The 21,975-nt window shown below is 70.4% G+C and carries 22 protein-coding genes and 1 rRNA gene; 8 read left to right on the forward strand and 15 right to left on the reverse strand.

The genetic code is table 11. The features are described from left to right. The first annotated feature begins 132 nt into the window (after nucleotides 1-132). Nucleotides 133-249 (forward strand): 5S ribosomal RNA (gene rrf, locus AB0G79_RS02970). 49 nt (nucleotides 250-298) lie between these two features. Here rrf and AB0G79_RS02975 read toward each other — a convergent pair. Genes AB0G79_RS02975 through AB0G79_RS02990 form a run of 4 tightly spaced genes read right to left on the reverse strand, consistent with a single transcriptional unit; the run spans nucleotide 299 to nucleotide 3,861 of the window. Next, entirely contained in the window at nucleotides 299-982 is a 684-nt protein-coding gene (locus AB0G79_RS02975) for a response regulator transcription factor (RefSeq protein WP_360799194.1), read from the reverse strand. After that, a complete protein-coding gene (locus AB0G79_RS02980; RefSeq protein ID WP_360799197.1) occupies nucleotides 979-2,175 on the reverse strand; it encodes a histidine kinase in 1,197 nt (398 codons plus the stop codon). The genes AB0G79_RS02975 and AB0G79_RS02980 overlap by 4 nt, the downstream gene beginning before the upstream one ends. A 13-nt stretch (nucleotides 2,176-2,188) precedes the next feature. Then, nucleotides 2,189-2,962, reverse strand: coding sequence for an ABC transporter permease (locus tag AB0G79_RS02985; protein ID WP_360799200.1), 774 nt, complete (start codon nucleotides 2,960-2,962; stop codon nucleotides 2,189-2,191). Then, nucleotides 2,959-3,861: an ATP-binding cassette domain-containing protein gene (locus AB0G79_RS02990; RefSeq protein ID WP_360799203.1), complete on the reverse strand. Its 903-nt coding sequence runs from the start codon at nucleotides 3,859-3,861 to the stop codon at nucleotides 2,959-2,961. The genes AB0G79_RS02985 and AB0G79_RS02990 overlap by 4 nt, the downstream gene beginning before the upstream one ends. Before the next feature lie 153 nt (nucleotides 3,862-4,014). On the opposite strand from AB0G79_RS02990, the gene AB0G79_RS02995 reads away from it, so the two are divergent. Then, nucleotides 4,015-4,581 (forward strand): GNAT family N-acetyltransferase, encoded by a 567-nt coding sequence (locus tag AB0G79_RS02995; protein WP_360799206.1) that lies wholly within the window; start codon nucleotides 4,015-4,017, stop codon nucleotides 4,579-4,581. Between the two features lie 6 nt (nucleotides 4,582-4,587). Here AB0G79_RS02995 and AB0G79_RS03000 read toward each other — a convergent pair whose 3' ends face one another. The 6 genes from AB0G79_RS03000 to AB0G79_RS03025 form a co-directional block, all read right to left on the reverse strand. Further along, nucleotides 4,588-6,054, reverse strand: coding sequence for a type VI secretion protein (locus AB0G79_RS03000; RefSeq protein WP_360799209.1), 1,467 nt, complete (start codon nucleotides 6,052-6,054; stop codon nucleotides 4,588-4,590). Next, on the reverse strand, nucleotides 6,055-7,452 hold the full coding sequence (locus AB0G79_RS03005; RefSeq protein WP_360799211.1) for an ATP-binding protein: 1,398 nt from the start codon (nucleotides 7,450-7,452) through the stop codon (nucleotides 6,055-6,057). It lies immediately after the preceding gene. Nucleotides 7,453-7,472: 20 nt separating this feature from the next. Further along, complete coding sequence (locus AB0G79_RS03010; RefSeq protein WP_360799214.1) at nucleotides 7,473-9,026, reverse strand: SCO6880 family protein; 1,554 nt, start codon at nucleotides 9,024-9,026, stop codon at nucleotides 7,473-7,475. After that, the gene (locus AB0G79_RS03015; RefSeq protein WP_360800537.1) at nucleotides 9,023-10,321 is read right to left on the reverse strand and encodes a hypothetical protein; all 1,299 of its coding nucleotides are present in this window, start codon (nucleotides 10,319-10,321) and stop codon (nucleotides 9,023-9,025) included. The genes AB0G79_RS03010 and AB0G79_RS03015 overlap by 4 nt, the downstream gene beginning before the upstream one ends. 25 nt (nucleotides 10,322-10,346) lie before the next feature. Continuing rightward, nucleotides 10,347-11,180, reverse strand: a complete 834-nt coding sequence (locus AB0G79_RS03020) for a hypothetical protein (RefSeq protein ID WP_360799217.1) — start codon at nucleotides 11,178-11,180, stop codon at nucleotides 10,347-10,349. Nucleotides 11,181-11,292: 112 nt separating this feature from the next. Next, entirely contained in the window at nucleotides 11,293-11,601 is a 309-nt protein-coding gene (locus AB0G79_RS03025; protein ID WP_024757447.1) for a hypothetical protein, read from the reverse strand. Between the two features lie 322 nt (nucleotides 11,602-11,923). Here AB0G79_RS03025 and AB0G79_RS03030 point away from each other — a divergent pair, with 322 nt between their 5' ends. The 4 genes from AB0G79_RS03030 to AB0G79_RS03045 all read left to right on the forward strand — a co-directional run bounded on the left by AB0G79_RS03030 (nucleotide 11,924) and on the right by AB0G79_RS03045 (nucleotide 15,433). After that, nucleotides 11,924-12,958 carry a bifunctional lytic transglycosylase/C40 family peptidase gene (locus AB0G79_RS03030; protein WP_360799221.1) on the forward strand — a complete coding sequence of 345 codons (1,035 nt, stop codon included), beginning with the start codon at nucleotides 11,924-11,926 and terminating at the stop codon, nucleotides 12,956-12,958. Nucleotides 12,959-13,172: 214 nt separating this feature from the next. After that, nucleotides 13,173-13,895, forward strand: a complete 723-nt coding sequence (locus tag AB0G79_RS03035; protein WP_360799224.1) for a phosphatase PAP2 family protein — start codon at nucleotides 13,173-13,175, stop codon at nucleotides 13,893-13,895. A 395-nt stretch (nucleotides 13,896-14,290) separates the two neighbouring features. Further along, nucleotides 14,291-15,133, forward strand: coding sequence for a hypothetical protein (locus AB0G79_RS03040; protein WP_360799227.1), 843 nt, complete (start codon nucleotides 14,291-14,293; stop codon nucleotides 15,131-15,133). 117 nt (nucleotides 15,134-15,250) lie between these two features. Then, nucleotides 15,251-15,433, forward strand: coding sequence for a hypothetical protein (locus tag AB0G79_RS03045; protein WP_360799229.1), 183 nt, complete (start codon nucleotides 15,251-15,253; stop codon nucleotides 15,431-15,433). 58 nt (nucleotides 15,434-15,491) lie between these two features. Here AB0G79_RS03045 and AB0G79_RS03050 read toward each other — a convergent pair whose 3' ends face one another. Further along, nucleotides 15,492-15,881 carry a metal-sensitive transcriptional regulator gene (locus tag AB0G79_RS03050; protein ID WP_360799232.1) on the reverse strand — a complete coding sequence of 130 codons (390 nt, stop codon included), beginning with the start codon at nucleotides 15,879-15,881 and terminating at the stop codon, nucleotides 15,492-15,494. Between the two features lie 195 nt (nucleotides 15,882-16,076). On the opposite strand from AB0G79_RS03050, the gene AB0G79_RS03055 reads away from it, so the two are divergent. Together AB0G79_RS03055 and AB0G79_RS03060 are read left to right on the forward strand one after the other, a co-directional pair. Further along, nucleotides 16,077-16,697 carry a DUF47 family protein gene (locus AB0G79_RS03055; protein WP_030495503.1) on the forward strand — a complete coding sequence of 207 codons (621 nt, stop codon included), beginning with the start codon at nucleotides 16,077-16,079 and terminating at the stop codon, nucleotides 16,695-16,697. 5 nt (nucleotides 16,698-16,702) lie between these two features. Beyond that, nucleotides 16,703-17,701 carry an inorganic phosphate transporter gene (locus AB0G79_RS03060; RefSeq protein WP_360799235.1) on the forward strand — a complete coding sequence of 333 codons (999 nt, stop codon included), beginning with the start codon at nucleotides 16,703-16,705 and terminating at the stop codon, nucleotides 17,699-17,701. Nucleotides 17,702-17,828: 127 nt separating this feature from the next. Here AB0G79_RS03060 and pstB read toward each other — a convergent pair whose 3' ends face one another. The 4 genes from pstB to pstS form a co-directional block, all read right to left on the reverse strand. After that, nucleotides 17,829-18,605, reverse strand: a complete 777-nt coding sequence (gene pstB, locus AB0G79_RS03065; protein WP_360799238.1) for a phosphate ABC transporter ATP-binding protein PstB — start codon at nucleotides 18,603-18,605, stop codon at nucleotides 17,829-17,831. A gap of 25 nt (nucleotides 18,606-18,630) precedes the next feature. Then, complete coding sequence (gene pstA / locus AB0G79_RS03070; protein WP_360799241.1) at nucleotides 18,631-19,704, reverse strand: phosphate ABC transporter permease PstA; 1,074 nt, start codon at nucleotides 19,702-19,704, stop codon at nucleotides 18,631-18,633. Next, nucleotides 19,701-20,675, reverse strand: a complete 975-nt coding sequence (gene pstC, locus AB0G79_RS03075) for a phosphate ABC transporter permease subunit PstC (RefSeq protein ID WP_360799244.1) — start codon at nucleotides 20,673-20,675, stop codon at nucleotides 19,701-19,703. Before pstC ends, pstA begins: the two co-directional genes overlap by 4 nt. Nucleotides 20,676-20,797: 122 nt before the next feature. Beyond that, complete coding sequence (gene pstS, locus AB0G79_RS03080; RefSeq protein ID WP_360799247.1) at nucleotides 20,798-21,949, reverse strand: phosphate ABC transporter substrate-binding protein PstS; 1,152 nt, start codon at nucleotides 21,947-21,949, stop codon at nucleotides 20,798-20,800. Nucleotides 21,950-21,975 lie beyond the last annotated feature (26 nt).

Genomic DNA, 21,975 nt, shown 5'->3' on the forward strand with positions numbered 1-21,975 from the left:
ATGTGGAAGCCCAGTAATGGGTGGAGCTGACCGGTACTAATAGGCCGAGGGCTTGTCCTCAGTTGCTCGCGTCCACTGTGTTAGTTCTGAAGCAATGAACTCCCTTGCCGGTTGAGTTCAACTTCATAGTGTTTCGGTGGTCATAGCGTTAGGGAAACGCCCGGTTACATTCCGAACCCGGAAGCTAAGCCTTTCAGCGCCGATGGTACTGCAGGGGGGACCCTGTGGGAGAGTAGGACACCGCCGAACAATCATTGTGGGAAAGCCCCGCACCTTCTGGTGCGGGGCTTTCCTGCGTTTAAGACCCTGTTCGGTTCTTCGTAAAGACCAGGCCGGTGTCGTAGGCCAGGATCACCGCGTGGACGCGGTCTCTTGCGCCTGTTTTCGCAAGGATGCGGCCGACGTGCGTTTTCACCGTGGATTCGGCCAGGTGGAGGCGTTCCGCGATCTCCGTGTTCGTCCAGCCCTGGCCCACGACCGTGAGGATCTCTCGTTCCCGGTCGGTGAGGGGAGACAGGCGGGGGTCTTCGGGCGGCGGGGTGGTGCCGGCGGTGCGCGGCAGGTGGTGGATGTAGGCGTCCAGGAGGCGGCGGGTCAGGCTGGGGGCCACGACCGCGTCGCCGCCGGCCACGGCTCTGATGCCGGCGAGGAGTTCCTCGGGCTGGGCGTCCTTCACCAGGAAGCCGCTGGCGCCGGCGCGGAGGCCCTCGTACGCGTACTCGTCGAGGTCGAAGGTGGTGACGATCAGGACGCGGGTGCGGGCTCCGGTGGCGACGACGCGGCGGGTGGCCTCGATGCCGTCGAGTCCGGGCATGCGGATGTCCATCAGGACGACGTCCGGGTGGTGGCGGTCGACCAGGCGGATCGCCTCGGTGCCGTTGGCGGCCTCGCCGACCACCGTCATGTCGTCCTGGCTCTCCAGGAGCATGCGGAAGCCGAAGCGCTGCATCGGCTGGTCGTCGGCGATCAGTACGGTCGTCACGTGGGGGTGTCCTTCAGGGGGAGTCGGAGGCGTACCCGCCAGCCTCCGTCGGGGAGCGGGCCGCTGTCGAGGGTGCCGTCGTAGAGGGCCGCGCGGTCGCGCATGCCCCTGATGCCCCGGCCGTCGTGGCGGGGTGCGGGGGGTGTCGTGCCGGTGGTGGCGGTGGTGGTGGTGACGGTGGCTGTCAGTTCCCCTGGGGCGTAGGCGAGATGGGCTGTCGCCCGCGCGGTCGGGCCGGCGTGCTTGAGGGTGTTGGTCAGGGCTTCCTGGACCACTCGGTAGACCGTGAGGTGGGCGCCCGCGGAGAGCTGGGCGGGTGGGGTGCCGGTGGTGCGGAGGGTGACCGGGAGGCCCGCTTCCCGTACGCCGGCCAGGAGGGGCTCCAGGTCGTCCAGGGTGGGTTGCGGGGTGCGGGTCGCTTCCTCGTCGTCGTCCTTGAGGACGTCCAGGAGGCGGCGGAGGTCGTCGAGGGCCTGGCGGCTCGTCGTGGCGATGGCGTCGAGGGCCTGGGCGGCGCGGTCGGGGTTCTTCCTGGCGGCGTAGCGGCCGCCGTCGGCGAGGCCCGTGATGACGGAGAGGTTGTGGCCGATGATGTCGTGCATCTCCCGCGCGATGCGGGTGCGTTCGGCCGCGGAGGCGAGACGGGTCTCCTGCTCGATGCGGATCGCCGTGTGGTCCCTGCGGGAGCGGACCACGATGCCGATGAGGGCGACGAGCGCGTACCCCAGGAGGGTGGGGAGGAGGTGGCGGGACCGGGACGACGCGGTCGTGAGCAAGGGGGTCAGGAGGAGGGGGAGGGACCAGAGCAGGGTGCGCGAGGTGCGGGTCAGGGCGATGTGGAAGAGGGGGATCGCCTGGAGGTAGGCGGCTTGCAGGAAGGCGCCCGAGACCACGCTGACCGTCGTGGCCACGGCCATCACGGTCAGGGCCGCCAGGGGGTGGCGGCGGCGCTCGTACAGGGGGAGGGTCAGGGCCAGGCTCAGGGCGACGACCAGCCTGACCGGGACGGAGGGGTCCTCCGCGGTGGTCCGCCAGCCGCCGCTCGCGTCCACGAGTGCCGCCAGCGTCCAGCCGCTCGTGAGGGCGGCGTCCCAGACGCGCGGGTGGCGGGTGTCGAACGCGCGGGTGCGGCGGAGCAGGGCCTGGGCGTGCCTGCTCGGGGCGGTCGGCTGCCTGTTCTCCTCCGTGATCACCTGATCATCTTCCTCATACGTCCCGGTGCTTCAGCAAGAGCGCGGGGATCGCGAGGGCGGCGGCGGCCCAGAGGGTGAGGGCCAGGAGGGCCGCTCCCGGGCTTGCCGTCCCGGGGATCGGGGTGGCCGTGCCGAGGGCGCCGACCGCCTGGGTGGGGAAGTAGCGGAGGGCCGTCTCCGTGGTCTCGTACGGGAGCGTCCGGAGGATCTCCGGGAGGATCAGGACCCCGCCGACGAAGGCGCCGGTCGCGCCGGGGACCGAGCGGAGGGCCGCGCCGAGGCCGAGGGCGATCAGGCCGAGGAGGGTGACCCCGGCGGCGTTGCCGGCGAGGGCGGCGAGGACGCCGTCGTCGGTGAGGGAGGCCGCCTGGTCGGTGTCGTCGAGGAAGACCTGTGCGGTGAGGAAGGTGGCGAAGGCGGTGAGGAGGGAGAGGGCGAAGACGGTTGCGGTGTAGACGGTGGCCTTCGCCCAGAGGACGGGGGTGCGGGTGGGGACGGCCGTGAGGGTCGCGCGGATCGTGCCCGTCGCGTACTCGCCCGCGGTGACGAGGATGCCGAGGACGGCGAGGGCGATGGCGCCGAGCTGGGAGCCGTAGAGGGTGAGGACGACCGTGTCGACGTCGGCGTCGCCTCCGCCGGAGGTGTAGGTGGCGCCCATGAGGATGCCGACGCCGAGGACGAGGGCGGCCGCGGTGAGGGCGGTGATCCAGGTGGAGCGGACCGTGCGGAGCTTGTGCCACTCGGAGGTCAGGAGGCGGGTGGGGGTGATGCCGTAGGTCGTGGTCACGCTGCTGCTCCCTGGTATTCGACCGTGTCGTGGGTGAGGGCCATGAACGCCTGTTCCAGGGAGGCTTCCTGGGGGGTGAGTTCGTGGAGGGGGAGGCCGTGGGCCGCGGCCGTTTCGCCGATCTCGCGGGCGTCCGGGCCGGCGATCAGGAGGGTGTCGGGGGAGTCCTCGGTGATGTCGGCGTGGGGGAGGAGGGCGCGGAGGCGGGTGGGGTCGGGGGTGACGACCTTGACCGTGGTGCCGCCGTGGTTCCGTACGAGCTCCTCGACCGTGGTGTCGGCGAGGAGGCGGCCCTTGCCGATGACGATGAGGTGGTCGGCGGTGAGGGCCATCTCGCTCATGAGGTGGGACGAGACGAGGACCGTACGGCCTTCGGCGGCGAGGCGGGTGAGGAGCGTGCGGATCCAGAGGACGCCTTCGGGATCGAGGCCGTTGACCGGTTCGTCGAGGACGACGGTGGACGGGTCGCCGAGGAGGGCGGCGGCGATGCCGAGGCGCTGGCCCATGCCGAGGGAGAAGCCTTTGACGCGTTGGTCGGCGACGTGGGTGAGGCCGGTGAGGGCGAGGACCTTGTCGACGCGGGAGCGGGGGATGCCGTGGGTGTGGGCCAGGGCGGTGAGGTGGCCCAGGGCCGAGCGGCCGGGGTGGAGGGAGCGGGCTTCGAGGAGGGCGCCGACGTGGGTGAGGGGGGCGCGGTGGGCGGCGTACGGGCGGCCGTCGATGGTCGCGTGGCCGCGGGTGGGGGTGTCGAGGCCGAGGAGCATGCGGAGGGTCGTGGACTTTCCGGCGCCGTTGGGGCCGAGGAAGCCGGTGACGGTGCCGGGGTGGACGGTGAAGCTGAGGTCCTGGACGACGGTGGTGTCCCCGTACCGCTTGGTGAGGTTCTCTGCTCGGATCATGCTTCGACGGTAGGGAGCGGGGGAGGGCGGGGCGTCGGACCGCGGGTGGGTGTGGGGGCAGGGGCGTAGTACCGGGGTACGACGGTGTCGTGGGGGTGGGGTGCGAGGGAAAACTGCTTGTCAGGGGGTGTGGGGCTCGTCAGGATCGCCTGCATGGACTATTCGATTCGTACGCTTCGTGCCGACGAGTGGGAGAAGAACCGGGAGCTTCGGCTCGCGGCTCTTCAGGACCCGGTCGCGCACCTCGCCTTCCTCGACACCTATGACGACGCCGTCGCGCGGCCGGATTCCTTCTGGCAGGAGCGGACGCTCGGGGGGTCGGAGAGCGGGGCCGGCGCGGTGCGGCAGTTCGTCGCCGAGGCGGCGGACGGGCGGTGGGTCGGCACGGTGTCGGTGCTGGTCGAGCGGGCCGGGGCGGAGACGTTCTTCGGGGATGTCCCGGAGGTGGAGCAGGCGCATGTCGTCGGGGTGTTCGTCCGTGACGAGGCGCGGGGCTCCGGGGTGATCGACGCGCTGTTCGCGGCGGCCGTGGAGTGGTGCTGGTCGCTGGCCGAGCCGGAGATCGCGCGGGTGCGGCTCATCGTGCACGGCGAGAACGGGCGGGCGCAGGCCGCCTATCGGCGGCTCGGGTTCGCGGAGACGGGTGTGAAGATCCCGCTGGGGGACGAGGGCACGTACGAGCTGGAGTTCGCGGTGCTGCGACCTGCTGCCGTCGGCTAGGAGACGCTAGGAGACGCGGTCCGGCCAGCGGCTCTGCGCCTGTACCTCGGAGCGCATGAGGGCCAGGGTCGGGAGGCCCTGGTGGTCGCCGGTGGCCAGGAGCTCCGGGAGGTCGGGGAGCGGGGCGACGGCGGCGACGTCGTCGAGGACGAGCGTCAGTGGTGGGTCGAGCCGACCGTCGGATGACCGTGCGGCCATGCGGCGGCCGTGCTCGACCACGCTTGCGGCGAGGGCCGTGAGGAGTGGCGTCGCGCCGGGGTGGGTTCGGGGGTCTTCGATCGGTTCGCCCACCACGTAGAGGGTGCCCCCTTCGTCGAGGAAAGATGCGAGGGTCAGGGAGTCCGTTCGATTCGGGACGCAGGCCTCGCGGATGTGGATCGACGAGAGGGCCGTGAGGGCACGGGCCGTCAGTTCCTGGGCGCGGCGGCGGGTTTCGGGGTCGCCCGTCAGGACCGCTTCGAGATGGCCGGCGAGGCCGGTGGCGGCTTTGGGGTGGCCGCGGAGGATGCGGACGGGTTCGTGGGCTTCGGTGCCCTGGGCCCAGCGGTGGACCTGGCGGAACGGGCGGCCGTCGACGGCGGTGGCGTGCAGCCAGCCGCGCAGGAGGGTTTCGGCGGTGTCGGCGACGGCCGTGTCGAGGCGGGAGTGCGGGCGGACGGGGGCGAGCAGGGCCCGTGCGCGGTTTTCGGCGGTGTCCGGGTCCTCGCAGCCTTCGGCGGGGGACCAGTGGAGGCGGGCCGGGGTGTCGCAGAGGTGGTCGGGGTCGTAGACGAGGACCGGGCCGAGTTTGGCGCGGGCGTCCTTGGTCGCGGACCAGACGGTGGGGTCGGAGGTGACGACGAGGGCGGGGCCTTCGGCTTCGCGGATCCGGCGGATGGCCGTGGGGCGACGGGCGTTCTGGGGGCCGTAGAGGGGGTTCTCGGTGCGGGGGTGTGCCGCGGGTTCTTCGGTGGGGCGGCGGGGGGACGGGGCGGTGTGGTCGCCTCGTATGGGGGCGGGGGTTTCCCGTACGGGGTTCGGGGTGGCCCTGGGGGATTCCCGTACGGGGTTCGGGCTTTGCTGTACGGGTTCCGGGGTGTCGTCCGCGGGGGCCGGCCGCTTCTCGTACAGGCCCGCCTTGCGGTGTGCCCGTACGGCTCGCCAGCGGGTGATCGTGCCGAGGGCGAAGACGGCGAGGACGAGGAGGACCATCGCCTCGCCGATGAGGAGGCCCCAGAAGAGGCCGTAGCCGGAGAGCTGGGTCGGCGGGGTGGCGGGCCAGGCGGCGGGGAGGTCGGTGGGGGCGGTCGCGAGGGAGCGGAGGGCGGACGGGGTGCCGGTGAAGGCGACTCCGTCGGGCCAGCCGCCGTGGGCGAGGAGGGCGGCCAGGCCGGTCGCCGTCCAGACGAGGACGGTGGCGCAGAGGAGGAGGGCGAAGAGGGTCAGGAGGAGGCCGTCGGAGACGCCTCCTTCCTTGCGTGCCGGGTCGCTCATCTACGCCACCGTCGACTGCGAGGGCGTGTCGTTCATCTGCTGCTCGATGAGGATCGCGCGCTGCTCCGTCTCCCATTCGAGTTCGGGGTCGGCGACGGAGGCCTCGGTCATGGCGCGGTCGGTGTAGACGAGGGGGCGTTCGCGTTCGGTGATGAGGTGTTTGACGACCTGGACGTTGCCGTTGACGTCCCAGACGGCGATGCCGGGGGTGAGGGTCGGGATGATCTCGACGGCCCAGCGGGGCAGGCCGAGGACGCGGCCGGTGTTGCGGGCCTCGTCGGCTTTCTGGGCGTAGATGGTGCGGGTGCTCGCCATCTTGAGGATGGCGGCGGCTTCCTTGGCGGCGGCTCCGTCGACGACGTCGGAGAGGTGGTGGACGACGGCGACGAAGGACAGGCCGAGGCGGCGGCCGAACTTCAGGAGGCGCTGGAACAGCTGGGCCACGAAGGGGCTGTTGATGATGTGCCAGGCCTCTTCGACGAGGAAGATGCGCTTCTTGCGGTCGGGGCGGATCCAGGTGTGTTCGAGCCAGACGCCGACGATCGCCATGAGGATGGGCATGGCGATGGAGTTGCGGTCGATGTGGGAGAGGTCGAAGACGATCAGGGGCGCGTCGAGGTCGATGCCGACGGTGGTGGGGCCGTCGAACATGCCGCGGAGGTCGCCGTCGACGAGGCGGTCGAGGACGAGGGCGACGTCGAGGCCCCAGGCCCGTACATCGTCTATGTCGACGTTCATGGCCTCGGCGGACTCGGCCTCGGGGTGGCGGAGTTGTTCGACGATGTCGGTGAGGATCGGCTGGCGGTGGGTGATGTGGTCGTTGACGTGGGCGTGGGCGACCTTGAGGGCGAAGCCGGAGCGTTCGTCGAGGCCGTGGCCCATCGCCACCTCGATGATGGTGCGGAGGAGTGCCAGCTGCCCGGTGGTGGTGATGGCCGGGTCGAGGGGGTTGAGGCGGATCCCGGAGTCGTTGGCGACCATGGGGTCCAGGCGGATGGGGGTTATCCCCAGCTCCTGGGCGATGAGGTTCCATTCGCCGACGCCGTCCTCGCCCTGGGCGTCGAGGACGACGACCTGGCGGTCGCGGAAGCGGAGCTGGCGGAGTACGTAGGTCTTCTCGAGGGCGGACTTTCCGTTGCCGGATTCGCCGAGGACGAGCCAGTGGGGGGCGGGGAGCTGCTGGCCGTACAGCTGGAAGGGGTCGTAGATGTACCCCTTGCCGCTGTAGACCTCGCGGCCGATGATCACGCCGGAGTCGCCGAGGCCCGGGGCGGCGGTCGGCAGGTAGACGGCCTGGGCCTGTCCGGTGGAGGTGCGGACGGGCAGGCGGGTCGTCTCCACCTTGCCGAGGACGAAGGAGGTGAAGGCGTCGGTCAGGACGGACAGCGGATCTCGCATCGGTCGGTGCCCCTTCGGCCCTAGCGGCGGATGCCGGTCGCGAACGGCAGGGTGTTCACAAAGGCCCGGTGGTGCTCGCGGTCGCACCACTCCAGCTTGAGGTACGACTTGCCGGCGGAGGCCCTGATCGTGCGCTTGTCCCGGGCGAGGGCCTCGGGTGAACGCGACGACACCGTGATGTACCCGACGAGGTTGACTCCGGCAGCGCCGCTGGCGAGATCTTCACCCCGCTGGTCGAGTCGGCCGTGGGCGGCGATGTCGCGGGGGTCGACGGTGCGGTTCATCTTGGCGGCGCGGCTGGCGTCGGCCTCGTCGTTGGTCTTCTCGGTGAGCATGCGCTCGATGGCGACCTCGGTGGGTTCCAGGTCCATGGTGACGGCGACGGTGCGGATGACGTCGGGGGTGTGGACGAGGAGGGGGGCGAGGAAGTTCACGCCGACCGGGGTCATGGGCCATTCCTTGACCCAGGCGGTGGCGTGGCACCAGGGGGCGCGGGTGGAGGACTCGCGGGTCTTGGCCTGGAGGTAGGTGGGTTCCATGGCGTCGAGTTCGGCGGGCCAAGCGTTTCGTTTCGTCATGGCCTGGATGTGGTCGATGGGGTGGTCGGGGTCGTACATGGAGTGGACGAGGGAGGCGAGGCGGGACTGGCCGAGGGGCTGGCGGACGCGGATGTCGGCCTCGGCGAGGCGGGCGCAGATGTCGGTGAGCTCGCGGGCCATGACGACGGCGAGGCCGGCGTCGCGGTCGAGTTTGCGGGCGCCGGTGGCGTGGCGGGTGGCCTGGGCCATGGCGTTGGCCTCGGCGGCGAGTTCGCGGGTGTAGTGCATGCAGGCGACGAGGTAGGCGCGGTGCTGCTCGCTGGAGGTGGAGACCATCGACTGGAGCTGGTCGTAGGACTCCTTGAGCCAGGCGGGGGCGGTGGTGTCGCCGCGCTGGAGGACGTCCTTGGCGTGGGCGTCGGGGTCGGCGGGGAGGGTGCGGGCGAGCATCTGGAGGCGGGTGACGAAGCCGTCTCCGTTGGCGACGTGCTTGAGGAGGGTGCCGAAGCGGTCGACGAGGGCCTCCTGGTCCTCGCTGTCGCGGAGGCCGACGCCGGGGCCCTCGATCTCGATGGCGGCGGTGACGGTGCGGCGGTCGGCGTGGAGGAGTACGGCGATCTCGTCGGGGCCGAAGGGGGCGGCGAGCCAGCTGACGCGGCCGATGCCGGGGGGCGGGCCGATCTCGACCTCGCGGCCGTCGAGGCGGGTGCCGGCTTCGGTGGCGAGGGAGCGGTAGGCGGTGCCGCGCTTGAGCATGCGCTTGTAGCTGCGGTTGATCTCGAACCACTTGTAGAACGTGCGGCCCTTGTACGGGAGGTACACGGCGGCGATCCCGAGCATGGGGAGGCCGGCGAGGAGCGCGATCCGCAGGGGGAGGAGGGGGACGAGGAGTCCGCTCATCATGCCGAGGAACGCGCCGACGATGATCAGGGCGATCTCGCCCGTCTCGCGGTTCTTGCCGACGATCGCGTTGGGCCGGGCGCGGCCGACGAGATACGTGCGGCGGGGCGCGACCGGCTGGGACTGGGTCGTCAACGCCCTCCACCTCCAGAGTGCTTGCGGTTGCTGTGCGGGGTGCCGGCGGTGGGGCTGCTGCTACGGGGCGGGGGCGGGGGCGTGGCTCCGCCTCCGCCGCCGGTGCCTGTGCCCGCGCCGCGGCTGCTGTGGGCGGCGATGCCGCCGGAGAGGGGGTTGGCGGGGCGGGCGGACTGGCCCGCTCCGCCTCCGCCGCCGGTTCCGTTGTCCCGGGTGCTGTGGGTCTTGATGCCCTGGGAGACGAGGGAGGCGGGGGAGGAGATGACGGCGGCGGCGGTGTTCTCGCCGGCGCGGTGGAGACGGTTGTTGCGGGAGGCGACGATCTCGTCGCCGAAGCCGGGGACGAAGCGGTAGATCATCGCGGAGGCGAAGATGGCGAGCAGGATGATGGCGAGGCCGGAGACGACGGCGGAGAAGGCGTTGGGGCCGGTGCCGGAGGAGAGGGCGCCGGCGAGGCCGAGGACGATCACGATGATGGGTTTGACCAGGATGATCGCGATCATGATGCCGGCCCAGCGGCGGACGTGGCCCCACATGTTCTTGTCGACGAGGCCGGAGTAGACGACGACGCCGAGGAGGGCGCCGACGTAGAGCATGACGGCGCGGAGGAAGAGCTCGAGGAAGAGCACGCCGGCGGCGAGGACGGTCACGAGCGAGACGATGATCAGCATGATGGGGCCGCCGCCCATGCTGTCGCCCTGTTGGAGGGCTTGTTTGAAGCCGCCGAAGAAGGTGTCGGTCTGCTGGCCGGTGCCGGAGGCGATGACCTCGGTGACGGCGTCGGTGGCGTTGACGACGGTGTAGAGGATGAGGGGGGTGAAGGCGGAGGCGAGGACCGTCAGCCAGAGGAAGCCGATGGCTTCGGAGAGGGCGGTGGTGAGGGGGACGCCGCGGATGGCCCGCTTGGCCACGGCGAGGAGCCAGAGGAGGAGGGTGAGGAAGGTGGCGGCGGCGAAGACGACGGCGTAGCGGCCGAGGAAGGCCATGTTGGTGAAGTCGACGTCGGCGGTGGTTTTGACGGCCTGGGAGAGTTCGTCGATGACTTTGATGGCGGCGTCGGCGCAGCCTCGGGCGAGGGAGGAGAGGGGGTCGAGGGCGGAGGCGGGGTCGGTGACGGGGTTGGTGGGGGTGCGGCCGCCGCCGGATTGGCCCTTGTCGCAGTAGTCCCTTGCGGGGCCGGCGATCAGCGCGCAGGGGTCGTCGCTGGCGCTGGGCGAGGGCGTGGGAGTCGGAGCCGCGGTCGCGCGTGACGCCAGGGAGAACACCGTGACCTGTGCTGTCACCAGCAAGGACAGGACGGTACGGCCGTGGGTGCTTGCCCTAGCGGGCATAGGTGAACCCCCCGAATTCCTTGACGGCGTCGGCGATCTCCTCGGAGCCGGAGACGGGGTTGTCTCCGCTGACGGGAGTGGGTCCTGTGCGCTGCGTGGTGGAGAGGAGCTTCCAGTCCGACCCGGTCCAGGACAGCTTGACGCTGATGGTGAACCATCCGTGGGTGACGGGCTTGGTCGACGAGGCTCCCGTAAGGCCGAACATGCCGACGGACCAGACATCGATCTCTGCCGCAGTGTCGGAGTAGCTCGTGACCTTCGACCCCACCGGGATCGTCCTGCTGACGAACGTCGCCCCGGCGGGGGCGGTGCCGTCCTGCTTCAGGCCGATCTGCTCCAGGAAGTCCTGCGAGTAGTCCGCGTCGAAGTCGGAGCGCAGTTTGTCCAGCGTGCTGGGGTCGGCGAGCGCGTCGACGATCTCGTGGCGGCGGTCGGTGTTGAACATGTCGGCGGAGCCCAGGGCCACCGCGTAGTTGGTGGCGGCGCTTTGGGCGCCTTGTTCGGTTTGGGGGTGGCCGGTGGGGAGGGGGCCGTTCCTGGTGGTGACGGGGCGGGTGCCGGTGGCGGCGGTGGGGGCGGGTTTGCCGGCGGCGCCGGTGGTGGGGGCCGCGTCCGCCGGGTCGCCCTCGCCCCGGTTGGCGAAGGCGATGGCGGCGATGAGGAGGACCACCACGCCGACGACGGTGATGAGGGAGCGGGAGCTGCGGGTGGGGCGGCGGGCGCCGCCGTAGACGTCGCCGCTGTTGCCTTCGGGCAGGCGGGTGCGGGTCTGGCGTGCGCCGCCGACGCCGCCGTAGCCGTCGTGCTCGTCGCCGAGGCTCATGCCGGGTACGCCCCTCCACTCGTTCGCGGGTACGACAGTGCTGCAACATGACTGGGCATCGGGGAACGCGACATCGGCAGGCCTCGGGTGGTGGGTGGTGTCCGACGGGGGGTCAGACGGCCATCCCGTACACGATGGTGAAGAGGGTGCCGAGGGAGCCGATGATGAAGACGCCGGTGAGGCCGGCCACGATCAGGCCCTTGCCCTGTTCGGCGCTGAAGGTGTCGCGGAGCGCGGTCGCGCCGATGCGCTGTTTGGCCGCGCCCCAGATGGCGATGCCGAGGCAGAGCAGGATGGCCACCGCCATCACGACCTCGATCATCACCTTGGCTTCGTTGCCCAGGCTGCCGAAAGGCCCCCAGTTCGGGGCGATTCCACCGATGATGGTGGTGATGTCGCCTTTTTCTGCCGCCAGGTACATGTAACTCACCGCCCCTGTTGGGTTGTTGACCGCCCCTGCCGGACGGCATGGGTCATCGTCCTATCTTCGCTGATGAAACCGCTCGTGTGTGACGGCTTGACGGCTCTCTTTACCCGATCACCGCACACATGACCGGTCTGACCGTCTTGACCTGCGGTGGTGTGGCCGGTTTCCGTGCGAAGAAGCGTATGGTCACTCTGTGTATCACGGGGGGTGACTCCGGGCAACGATCATCGTTGTTCCACTCTTGGGCGTCTCCCCGGCGGACTCCTCGCCGCCTAGACTGGCGTTCCGGGACGTACTGCCATGAGCCGAGGGGTGGTTGACGGTGCGTAGGGCTGGCAAGGCGTGGCTCGTCGCCGGTGGGGCCCTCGGGGCCTGTCTGAGTTTCGTCGCGCTGCTCGTCGTCGGCACGTACTCGGCGGCCGCGGGTCTCCTGGGGGGCGCGGGGAGCGCCGCGGGGGGCACGGTGGCGCTGGCCAAGGGTGCGGTGCCGGCGTTGTACCAGGGGCTCGTGCAGCGGTGGGGCAATCTGTGTCCCGAGATCAATCCGGCGTTGCTGGCCGCGCAGCTGTACCAGGAGAGCGGCTGGAACCCGCGGGCCGTGTCGCCGGTGGGCGCGAAGGGGATCGCGCAGTTCATGCCGGGGACGTGGGCGGGGCACGGGGTCGACGGGGACGGGGACGGGGACCGGGACATCTGGGATCCGGCCGACGCGATTCCGTCGGCGGCCTCGTACGACTGCGAGCTGGCGGGGTACGTGAAGGGCGCGCCGGGCGACCGGACGGCGAACATGCTGGCCGCGTACAACGCGGGGGCGTACGCCGTCATCAAGTACGGGGGTGTTCCGCCGTACAAGGAGACGCAGGGCTACGTGCGGATCATCCGGTCGCTGGCGACGAGTTTCGCGCGTCCGGTGGGGCGGGTCGATCCGTCGCGGCAGGCGGCGGGGGCCATTCACTACGCGCAGCAGAAGCTCGGTACGCCGTATCTCTGGGGCGGTACGGGTACGGCGGCGCAGAATGGCCGGTTCGATTGCTCCGGTCTGACGCAGGCGGCGTACGAGAGTGTCGGGATCCGGCTGCCGCGGGTGGCGAACGACCAGTACAACGCCGGGCCGCATCCGTCGCGGGAGGAGCTGCTGCCGGGGGATCTGGTGTTCTTCTCCGACGACCTGACGAACTCGCGGGCGATCCGTCATGTGGGGATCTACGTCGGTGGCGGCTACATGATCGACGCTCCGCGGACGGGTGCGGTGATCCGGTTCGACCGGATCGACACCCCGGACTACTTCGGTGCGACCCGGGTCACGGCGGAGGGGGCGGCGGCTCTGCCGACCCATCTGCCGGAGGCGTAACGGAAGGAGACGGACCGTCGGGTGGCGGGCGACATTGGCCGGAACTCTCCGTCATGTCGTGGCCCTGAGCTGCGGTGAACCGTCACTCTTCGATAACGTCGTCATGATCCACCGTCGAGAGCGGAACGAGCGCCTCAGGCAGTTCGTTCCCTGACTCGACCGCTCTGACCACGGGGGTGGGACGACAGACACGAGAAGCAAGGGGCCGCAAGCGATGGCTGGACTCGCATCGGACGGTGCCAACCCCGATGTCAGCCTGCTCTACGACATCAACGGGCTGGCGAAGGACGCCCCGGCGTGGTTCGACCGCGTCATGGGGTTCGTCGGCGAGTACGGGATCATGCTCGGGATGGTCCTGGTCGTGCTGTGGTGCTGGTGGAGCGTCCGCCGCGAGGGCACCCTCGCCGACTCCGTCTCGGCCGTCGCCGGGCTCGTCTGGGCCCCGCTGGCCGCCGGCATCGCCCTTCTCGTGAACATCCCGATCCGGGGCTTCGTCGAGCGGCCCCGGCCCTTCAAGGACCACCAGGGGCTGGAAGTCCTCGTCGACGGCAAGACCGACTTCTCGTTCGTCAGCGACCACGCCACCCTGGCCATGGCCCTCGGTGTCGGCGTCTTCGTCGCCCACCGCCGCATCGGCCTCGTCGCCATCGGCCTCGCGCTCGTCGAGGGCTTCGCCCGGGTCTACATGGGCGTCCACTACCCGACCGACGTCATCGGCGGCTTCGCCCTCGGCACGGCGGTCGCGCTGCTCCTCGCGCCCGTCGCGCTCGCGCTGCTCACGCCCGTCGTCTCCGCCGTGGCCCGCTCGGGGCGGGCCGCCCGGCTCGTCCGCTCGCGGAGCGCCGAGGGGCCGCGCCGGCCCGAGACCGTCGGAATCCCCGAGCCGCGGCTCGCCGGGCCGAACGCGGGGGCGGGACGGAACGACCTCGCCGCCTGAGCGGCGACGGAGGCCGGCGCCTGGGCGTTGACGCGGGTCGGCGCCTGCGCGGTTACGCGGGTCGGCGCCTGAGCGGATACGCGGGTCGGATCCGGAGCGGTTACGCGGGGTCGGGCGCCGTCGTGCGGAGGTGTTCCGTGGCGTCCGTACGAGCCCGCTCGCGTGATCTGCGGGCCGGGCCGGTCCAGCCGCAGCTGCAGCGTGCCAGCGCGAACGAGCCGCGTTCCGTCGTGGTGATCGTGTGGGGGGATGCCTGCGCGTGCACACCTCCACCGTACTGCGCGTGACGGCTCGTCCCGACCGTCGTTATCCGGACGGGTGTCCCCGGACCCGCGGGGGCCGGGGACGTGCGGGTCCCGGGCAAGCGGCGGTGCGGCGTGGGGGGTTGGGGAGCGATGGTGGTGCAGCGGTACGGGCGTCCGCGCGGGCACGGGAGCGGGGCGTGGACCGTCACCGTCGTCCTGGTCGGCTCCCTCGTGGGGGCCTCGGCGGTCGCCGGGTGCGCCGCACCCGAGGACCCGAAGGCGGCGGGCGACCCCCTCCCGACCGTACGGAACGCGGCGGACGCGCTCACGAAGGCCGGCAGCTCCAAGGCGAGCACCTCGATGGAGATGGCCGCCGGCGGGACCCGGGTCACCATCCGCGGCGAGGGCACGTACGACTTCCGGCGCCGCACCGGCCGGCTCCAGGTGCTGCTGCCCAAGGACGCGGCCGGCGCCGACGAGCACCGGCCGATCACCGAGCTCCTCACACCGGGCGCGCTCTACATGAAGAACCGGGGCGCCGGGGTCCCCGCCGACAAGTGGGTGCGGGTCGACACCACCGCACTCGACGACGGGAACCTCGTCACGGGCGGCGCCACCGACCCGGCCGCCGCGGCCGAGCTGCTGCGGGGCGCCCGCCAGGTCACGTACGTCGGCGAGGTCGAGCTCGCCGGGGTGAGGGTCGCCCACTACCGGGGTGTCGCCGACATCGCCGAGGCCGCCCGGGTCGCCTCGCCGCAGGTGCGGGGCGCGCTCGCCGCGGCGGCGAAAGGGTTCGCCAAGGACACCGTGCCCTTCGACGCGTACCTCGACGGGGACGGGCGGCTGCGGAAGGTCCGCCACCAGTTCAGCTTCAGCAACCAGGGACGTACGGTCGCGGTCGCGTCGACGACGCTGCTGTACGGGTTCGGCGCGGCCGTCGAGGTGACGCTGCCGGACCGGCGGGACATCTACGCCGGGAAGATCAAGGCCTGAGGGTGGTTCTTCGGACCATCGTCAAATGGTCCAGACGTGTCATGCGCCCCGCCGGGCGCCCTCCCTACGCTGGGAGGCCTCTGGGGGACCGACACCGGCAGGAAGAGGTGACCGCACGTGGCTTCGCCCGGTACAGCGACCGTTCCCGCAGACCAGGACGGTGTCGCCCTCGCCGAGATCGAACTGTGCGGCGAGCTGATCATCGCGGCCTCCGCCGCGGACGGGGAGCGGCTCAGCGCCGACCGGATCGACGAGGTCCTGCGGGTCTTCACCGACGAGCGGGCCGTACGGGACCTCTGACTCCGGTCCGGTGCGCGTACGGCCCACGCTCGTGGGACTGAGGACTCCGGTGCGCTCCTCAGGTGCGCATCATGCGGGCGATGGCCTTCGTGGCCTCCTCGACCTTCGCGTCGATGCCGTCGCCGCCCTTGGTGGCCGCGTCCGCGACGCAGTGCCGCAGGTGCTCCTCCAGGAGCTGGAGGGCGAAGGACTGGAGCGCCTTCGTGGACGCCGAGACCTGCGTGAGTATGTCGATGCAGTAGACGTCCTCGTCGACCATCCGCTGGAGGCCGCGGATCTGGCCCTCGATGCGGCGGAGCCGCTTGAGGTGCTCGTCCTTCTGGTGGTGGTAGCCGTGCACGCCGTGGTCGTGGTCGGCGGGCTCCACGGCCGCGGTGGGCGTGGGCGCGACGGCCTCGGCCGTCTCGGCGAGCGCGGGGGTGGCCTGGGCCGCCTCGGTGGTGGTCATCGCGTCCTCCCGTTGTCCGGATTGGAGGGGGTATACCCCTCGTGGGTATATGGTACCGATCCTCGCCGTTCCGGGCGGGGGCCTCGTGCAGTTCACTGTGCCTGATGGGCGACACTGAGAGGACGCCGGTTAGCCGTGGCCGGATGATGCGCCTAGCATCAGCCTGACCGAAACCCAGCACCCCGAGGACCTCACGTGCGATTTCGTCTGACCCCCAGGGAGACGAGCTTCTACGACATGTTCGCCGCGTCCGCGGACAACATCGTCACGGGCTCCAAGCTCCTGATGGAACTGCTCGGTGCGGAGCCCTCCGCCCGGGCCGAGATCGCGGAGCGGATGCGGGCAGCGGAGCACGCCGGCGACGACGCCACCCACGCGATCTTCCACCAGCTGAACTCCTCGTTCATCACGCCGTTCGACCGCGAGGACATCTACTCCCTCGCGTCGTCCCTCGACGACATCATGGACTTCATGGAAGAGGCCGTCGACCTGGTCGTCCTCTACAACATCGAAGAGCTCCCCAAGGGTGTCGAGCAGCAGATCGAGGTCCTGGCCCGGGCGGCCGAGCTGACCGCCGAGGCCATGCCGAACCTGCGGACGATGGACAACCTCACCGAGTACTGGATCGAGGTCAACCGTCTGGAGAACCAGGCCGACCAGATCCACCGCAAGCTGCTCGCCCACCTCTTCAACGGCAAGTACGACGCCATCGAGGTGCTGAAGCTCAAGCAGGTCGTGGACGTGCTGGAGGAGGCGGCCGACGCGTTCGAGCACGTGGCCAACACGGTGGAGACCATCGCGGTCAAGGAGTCCTGAGCTTCGTGGACACCTTCGCTCTGATCGTGACCATCGGTGTCGCGCTCGGCTTCACGTATACGAACGGCTTCCACGACTCCGCCAACGCCATCGCCACCTCGGTGTCGACCCGGGCCCTGACGCCCAGGGCGGCGCTCGCGATGGCCGCGGTGATGAACCTCGCGGGTGCCTTCATGGGCAGCGGGGTCGCCAAGACCGTCAGTGAGGGCCTGATCGAGACGCCGCACGGCGACAAGGGGATGGGCATCCTCTTCGCCGCGCTCGTCGGCGCGATCATCTGGAACCTCGTCACCTGGTACTTCGGACTGCCGTCCTCCTCCTCGCACGCTCTGTTCGGCGGCATGGTGGGCGCGGCGCTCGCGGGTGGCACGGAGGTCATCTGGGGCGGCGTCCTGGACAAGGTCGTCATCCCGATGTTCATCTCGCCGGTCGTCGGTCTGATCGCCGGTTACCTGGTCATGTGCGCGATCCTGTGGATGTTCCGCAAGGCCAACCCGCACAAGGCCAAGCGCGGCTTCCGCATCGCCCAGACGGTGTCGGCGGCCGGCATGGCGCTCGGTCACGGTCTCCAGGACGCGCAGAAGACGATGGGCATCGTGGTGATGGCCCTCGTCATCGCCGACGTGCAGCAGGCGGGCGACGACATCCCGGTGTGGGTGAAGATCGCCTGTGCCGTGATGCTCTCGCTCGGTACGTACGCGGGTGGCTGGCGCATCATGCGGACGCTCGGCCGCAAGATCATCGAGCTGGACCCGCCGCAGGGCTTCGCGGCGGAGACCACGGGTGCGTCGATCATGTTCGGCTCCGCGTTCCTCTTCCACGCGCCGATCTCGACGACCCACGTCATCACCTCGGCCATCATGGGCGTCGGCGCGACCAAGCGGGTCAACGCGGTGCGGTGGGGTGTCGCCAAGAACATCATCCTCGGCTGGTTCATCACGATGCCGGCCGCCGCCGTCGTCGCCGCGCTGAGCTACTACGTCGTGGCGCTGCTCTTCGGCTGACGGCCGGCTGACGGCCGGCTGGCCTGTCGGTGGTACGGAAACGGGCCCGGCTCCCCTGGTGGGGGAGCCGGGCCCTTCGCCTTGTGGTGGCACCGCCATGCAGCACCACAAGGGGTCTTGGAGGGGCTTATCCGAAGCGGCCGGAGATGTAGTCCTCGGTCGCCTGGACGCTCGGGTTGGAGAAGATGCGCTCGGTGTCGTCCAGCTCGATCAGCTTGCCGGGCTGGCCGACGGCCGCCAGGTTGAAGAAGGCCGTGCGGTCGGAGACGCGGGCGGCCTGCTGCATGTTGTGCGTCACGATGACGATCGTGAAGCGCTCCTTCAGCTCGCCGATGAGGTCCTCGATCGCGAGGGTCGAGATCGGGTCGAGGGCCGAGCAGGGCTCGTCCATGAGCAGGACGTCGGGCTCGACCGCGATGGCGCGGGCGATGCACAGGCGCTGCTGCTGGCCGCCGGAGAGGCCGGAGCCGGGCTTGTTGAGGCGGTCCTTGACCTCGTTCCAGAGGTTCGCGCCCTTGAGGGAGCGCTCGACGATGTCGCCGAGCTCGGACTTCTTGTACTTGCCGTTCAGGCGCAGGCCCGCCGCCACGTTGTCGAAGATCGACATGGTGGGGAAGGGGTTGGGGCGCTGGAAGACCATGCCGACCGTGCGGCGCACGGCGACCGGGTCGACGTGGGACCCGTACAGGTTCTCGTCGTCCAGGAGCACCTTGCCCTCGACGCGGCCGCCGGGGGTGACCTCGTGCATGCGGTTGAGGGTGCGCAGGAAGGTGGACTTGCCGCAGCCGGAGGGGCCGATGAAGGCCGTCACGGAGCGGGGCTCGACGGTCATCGAGATGTCGTCGATCGCCTTGTGGGCGCCGTAGTAGGCGGAGAGGCCGCTGACGTCGATTCGCTTGGCCATATCAATTCACTTCCAGAGTGCCGCGTCAGCGGCCGGTCTTCGGGGCCTTCCAGCGGGCGATGCCGCGGGCCACCAGGTTGAGGATCATGACGAAGGCGATCAGGACGAGCGCTGCGGCCCAGGCGCGGGCCACTGCGGCGTCGGTGCCGACCGCGTACTGCTCGTACACGTAGAGCGGCAGGGAGGACTGGGCGCCTTCGAAGGGGTTCGGGTTGATGAGCTTCGTACCGAACACGAGGAGGAGGACGGGGGCCGTCTCGCCGGTGATGCGGGCGATCGCGAGCATGACGCCCGTGGTGATGCCGCCGATCGCGGTGGGGAGGACCACCTTCAGGATCGTGCGCCACTTCGGGATGCCGAGGGCGAGGGAGGCCTCGCGGAGCTCGTTCGGGACGAGCTTGAGCATCTCCTCGGTGGAGCGGACGACGACCGGCATCATCAGGATGGCGAGGGCCATCGCTCCGGCGAACCCGGAGGGGCCGAAGCCCAGCATCAGGGTCCAGGTGGAGAGGATGAAGAGGCCGGCGACGATCGACGGGATGCCCGTCATGACGTCGACGAAGAAGGTGACGGCCTGGGCGAGCTTCCCGCCGCCGTACTCGACGAGGTAGACCGCGGTGAGGAGGCCGATCGGCGCGGCGATCAGGGTCGCGATGCCGACCTGCTCGATCGTGCCGAGCAGCGCGTGGTAGACGCCGCCGCCGGCCTCGGCGTCGAGGACGCCGTTCATCGAGTGGGTCAGGAAGTAGCCGTCGAGGACCTCCATGCCCTTGCTGATCGTCACCCACGCGAGGGACAGCAGGGGGATGACGGCGAGGACGAAGCAGACCCAGACGAGGCTGGTGGCGACGCGGTCCTTGGCCTGGCGGCTGCCCTCGACCTTGGTGGTGAGGGCGTACGTGGCGAGGACGAAGAGCAGCGCGGCGATCATGCCCCACTGGACCTTGCTGTGCCAGCCGGCGGCGAGGCCGATGCCGGTTCCGGCGGCGACGGAGCCGGCGGCGACCGCGGCGGGGGTCCAGCGCGGGAGGCGGGCGTGGGAGAGCGATCCGCGGCGCGGGGCCATCGTGATCGGGCGGTCCTGTATGGCGTGGCTCATGCCGCTGCCCCCGAGTACTCCTTGCGGCGGCCGATGATCCAGCGGGCGGCGCCGTTGACCAGCAGGGTGATGACGAAGAGGACGAGGCCGGAGGCGATCAGCGCGTCGCGGCCGTACTCGTTGGCCTCGTTGAACTTGGCGGCGATGTTCTGCGCGAAGGTGCCGCCGCCCGGGTCGAGGAGGTGGCCCGAGATGAGGAAGCTGGGGGAGAGGACCACGGCTACGGCCATGGTCTCGCCGAGGGCGCGGCCGAGGCCGAGCATCGAGGCGGAGATGATGCCGGAGCGGCCGAAGGGCAGCACCGCCATGCGGATGACCTCCCAGCGCGTGGCGCCGAGGGCCAGGGCGGCTTCCTCGTGCATCTTCGGGGCCTGGAGGAACACCTCGCGGGTCACGTTGGTGATGATCGGGAGGATCATGATCGCCAGCAGGATGCCCACGGTGAAGAGGTTGCGGGCGACGCCGTCGGCGGACTTGTCGAAGACGTACGTCCAGCCCATGTACTGGTCGAGCCACTTGTTGAGGCCGTCGAGGTACGGGACGAGGAAGATCGCGCCCCAGAGGCCGTAGATGATGCTGGGGACGGCGGCGAGCAGGTCGACCACGTACGCGAGCGGCTTGGCCAGCTTGCGCGGGGCGTAGTGCGAGATGAAGAGCGCGATGCCGATCGCGACGGGCACGGCGATGACCATCGCGATGACCGAGGAGACGACCGTGCCGTAGGCGAGGACGGCGATGCCGAAGACCGGCGGGTCACCGGCCGGGTTCCACTCGAAGGTGGTGAAGAAGTTGGTGCTGTCCTTCGAGACGGCGAGGACGGTGCGGTAGGTGAGGAAGACCGCGATCGCGGCCATGATCACGAGGAGGGTGATGCCGGAGCCTCGGGAGAGGCCGCTGAAGATGCGGTCCCCGGGGCGCGACGCGCTCTTGGCGCGACGCTTCCTCTGTATGTCTGGTGTGGTGGTAGCCATCTGTTCTTCTCCGGTCTGCGGGTCCCGTACGGGTACGGGCCCTGGCGGCGGTGCACCGGATGCCGGGGCCGGCCCCTCCGTCGGCCTGGTGGCTTTCGGGGAGGGCCGGGCCCGGCCGGGGGTCAGGACAGGGTGGGGACGATCGCGCGGACCTTCGCGGCGATCTCGGCCGGGAGCGGGGCGTAGCCGGCGTCGGAGAGGACCTTCTGGCCCTCCTCGCTGACGGTGTAGTTGAGGAAGGCCTTCAGGGTCGGCAGGGTCTCCGCCTTGTTGCCCTTGTCGCAGGCGATCTCGTACGTGACGAGGACCAGCGGGTAGGCGCCCTCGGCCTTGGTCTCGTAGTCGAGGGAGAGGGCGACGTCGCTGCCCGTGCCCTTGACCTTGGCGGCCGCGATGGCCTTGGAGGCGTTCTCGGTGGTGGCGGCGACCGGGGCGGAGGCGCCGGTGTTGATCGCGACCGTGGAGATCTTGTTCGCGGCGGCGTACGAGAGCTCGAAGTAGCCGATGGCGCCCTCGGTGTCCTTGACCGCGGTGGCGACACCGGAGGAGCCGTTGGCGGCCTGGCCGCCCTCGGCGGGCCACGACTTCGACTTCGGGTCGTGCTTCCAGTCGGCCGGGGCGGCCTTCGAGAGGTACTTGCCGAGGTTCTGGGTGGTGCCCGACTCGTCCGAGCGGTGGAAGGCCTGGATGGTGGAGTCGGGGAGCTTGGCGCCCGGGTTCAGCTTGGCGATCGCCGGGTCGTTCCACTTGGTGATCTTGTTGTCGAAGATCTTGGCGATGGTGGAGGCGTCGAGGACGAGGTTGTCCACGCCGTCCAGCTTGTAGCCGATGGCGATGGGGCCGCCGACCATGGGCAGGTTGACGCCCTTGCCGCCCTTGCAGATCTTCTGGGACTCGGCGACCTCTTCGTCCTTCAGGGCGGAGTCGGAGCCCGCGAAGGCGACCTGGCCCTGGTTGAACTTGGTGATGCCGCCGCCGGAGCCGATGGCCTGGTAGTTGATCTCGACGCCGTCGCAGGCCGCCTGGAAGTTCTTGACCCACAGGTCCATCGCGTTCTTCTGCGCGCTGGAGCCGGCGGCGAGGATCTGGCCCTTGGCGCCCTCGCACGCGATGTTCGACGCGGTGGCACCGGCGGCGGAGGTGGTGGCGCCACCCTCCTTGGCGGGGGTCTCCGTGTTGTTGTCCGAGCCACACGCCGAGAGGACGAGCGCACCGGAGACGACGAGGGCACCGATCGCGGAGGCGCGAAGCCCGTTCTTGCGCGAAAGCTTCACTTTCGGGTGTTCCTTCCAGAAGCCGC

Origin of the sequence: Streptomyces sp. NPDC020807, assembly GCF_040641575.1 — a bacterium.
GTDB lineage: Bacteria > Actinomycetota > Actinomycetes > Streptomycetales > Streptomycetaceae > Streptomyces.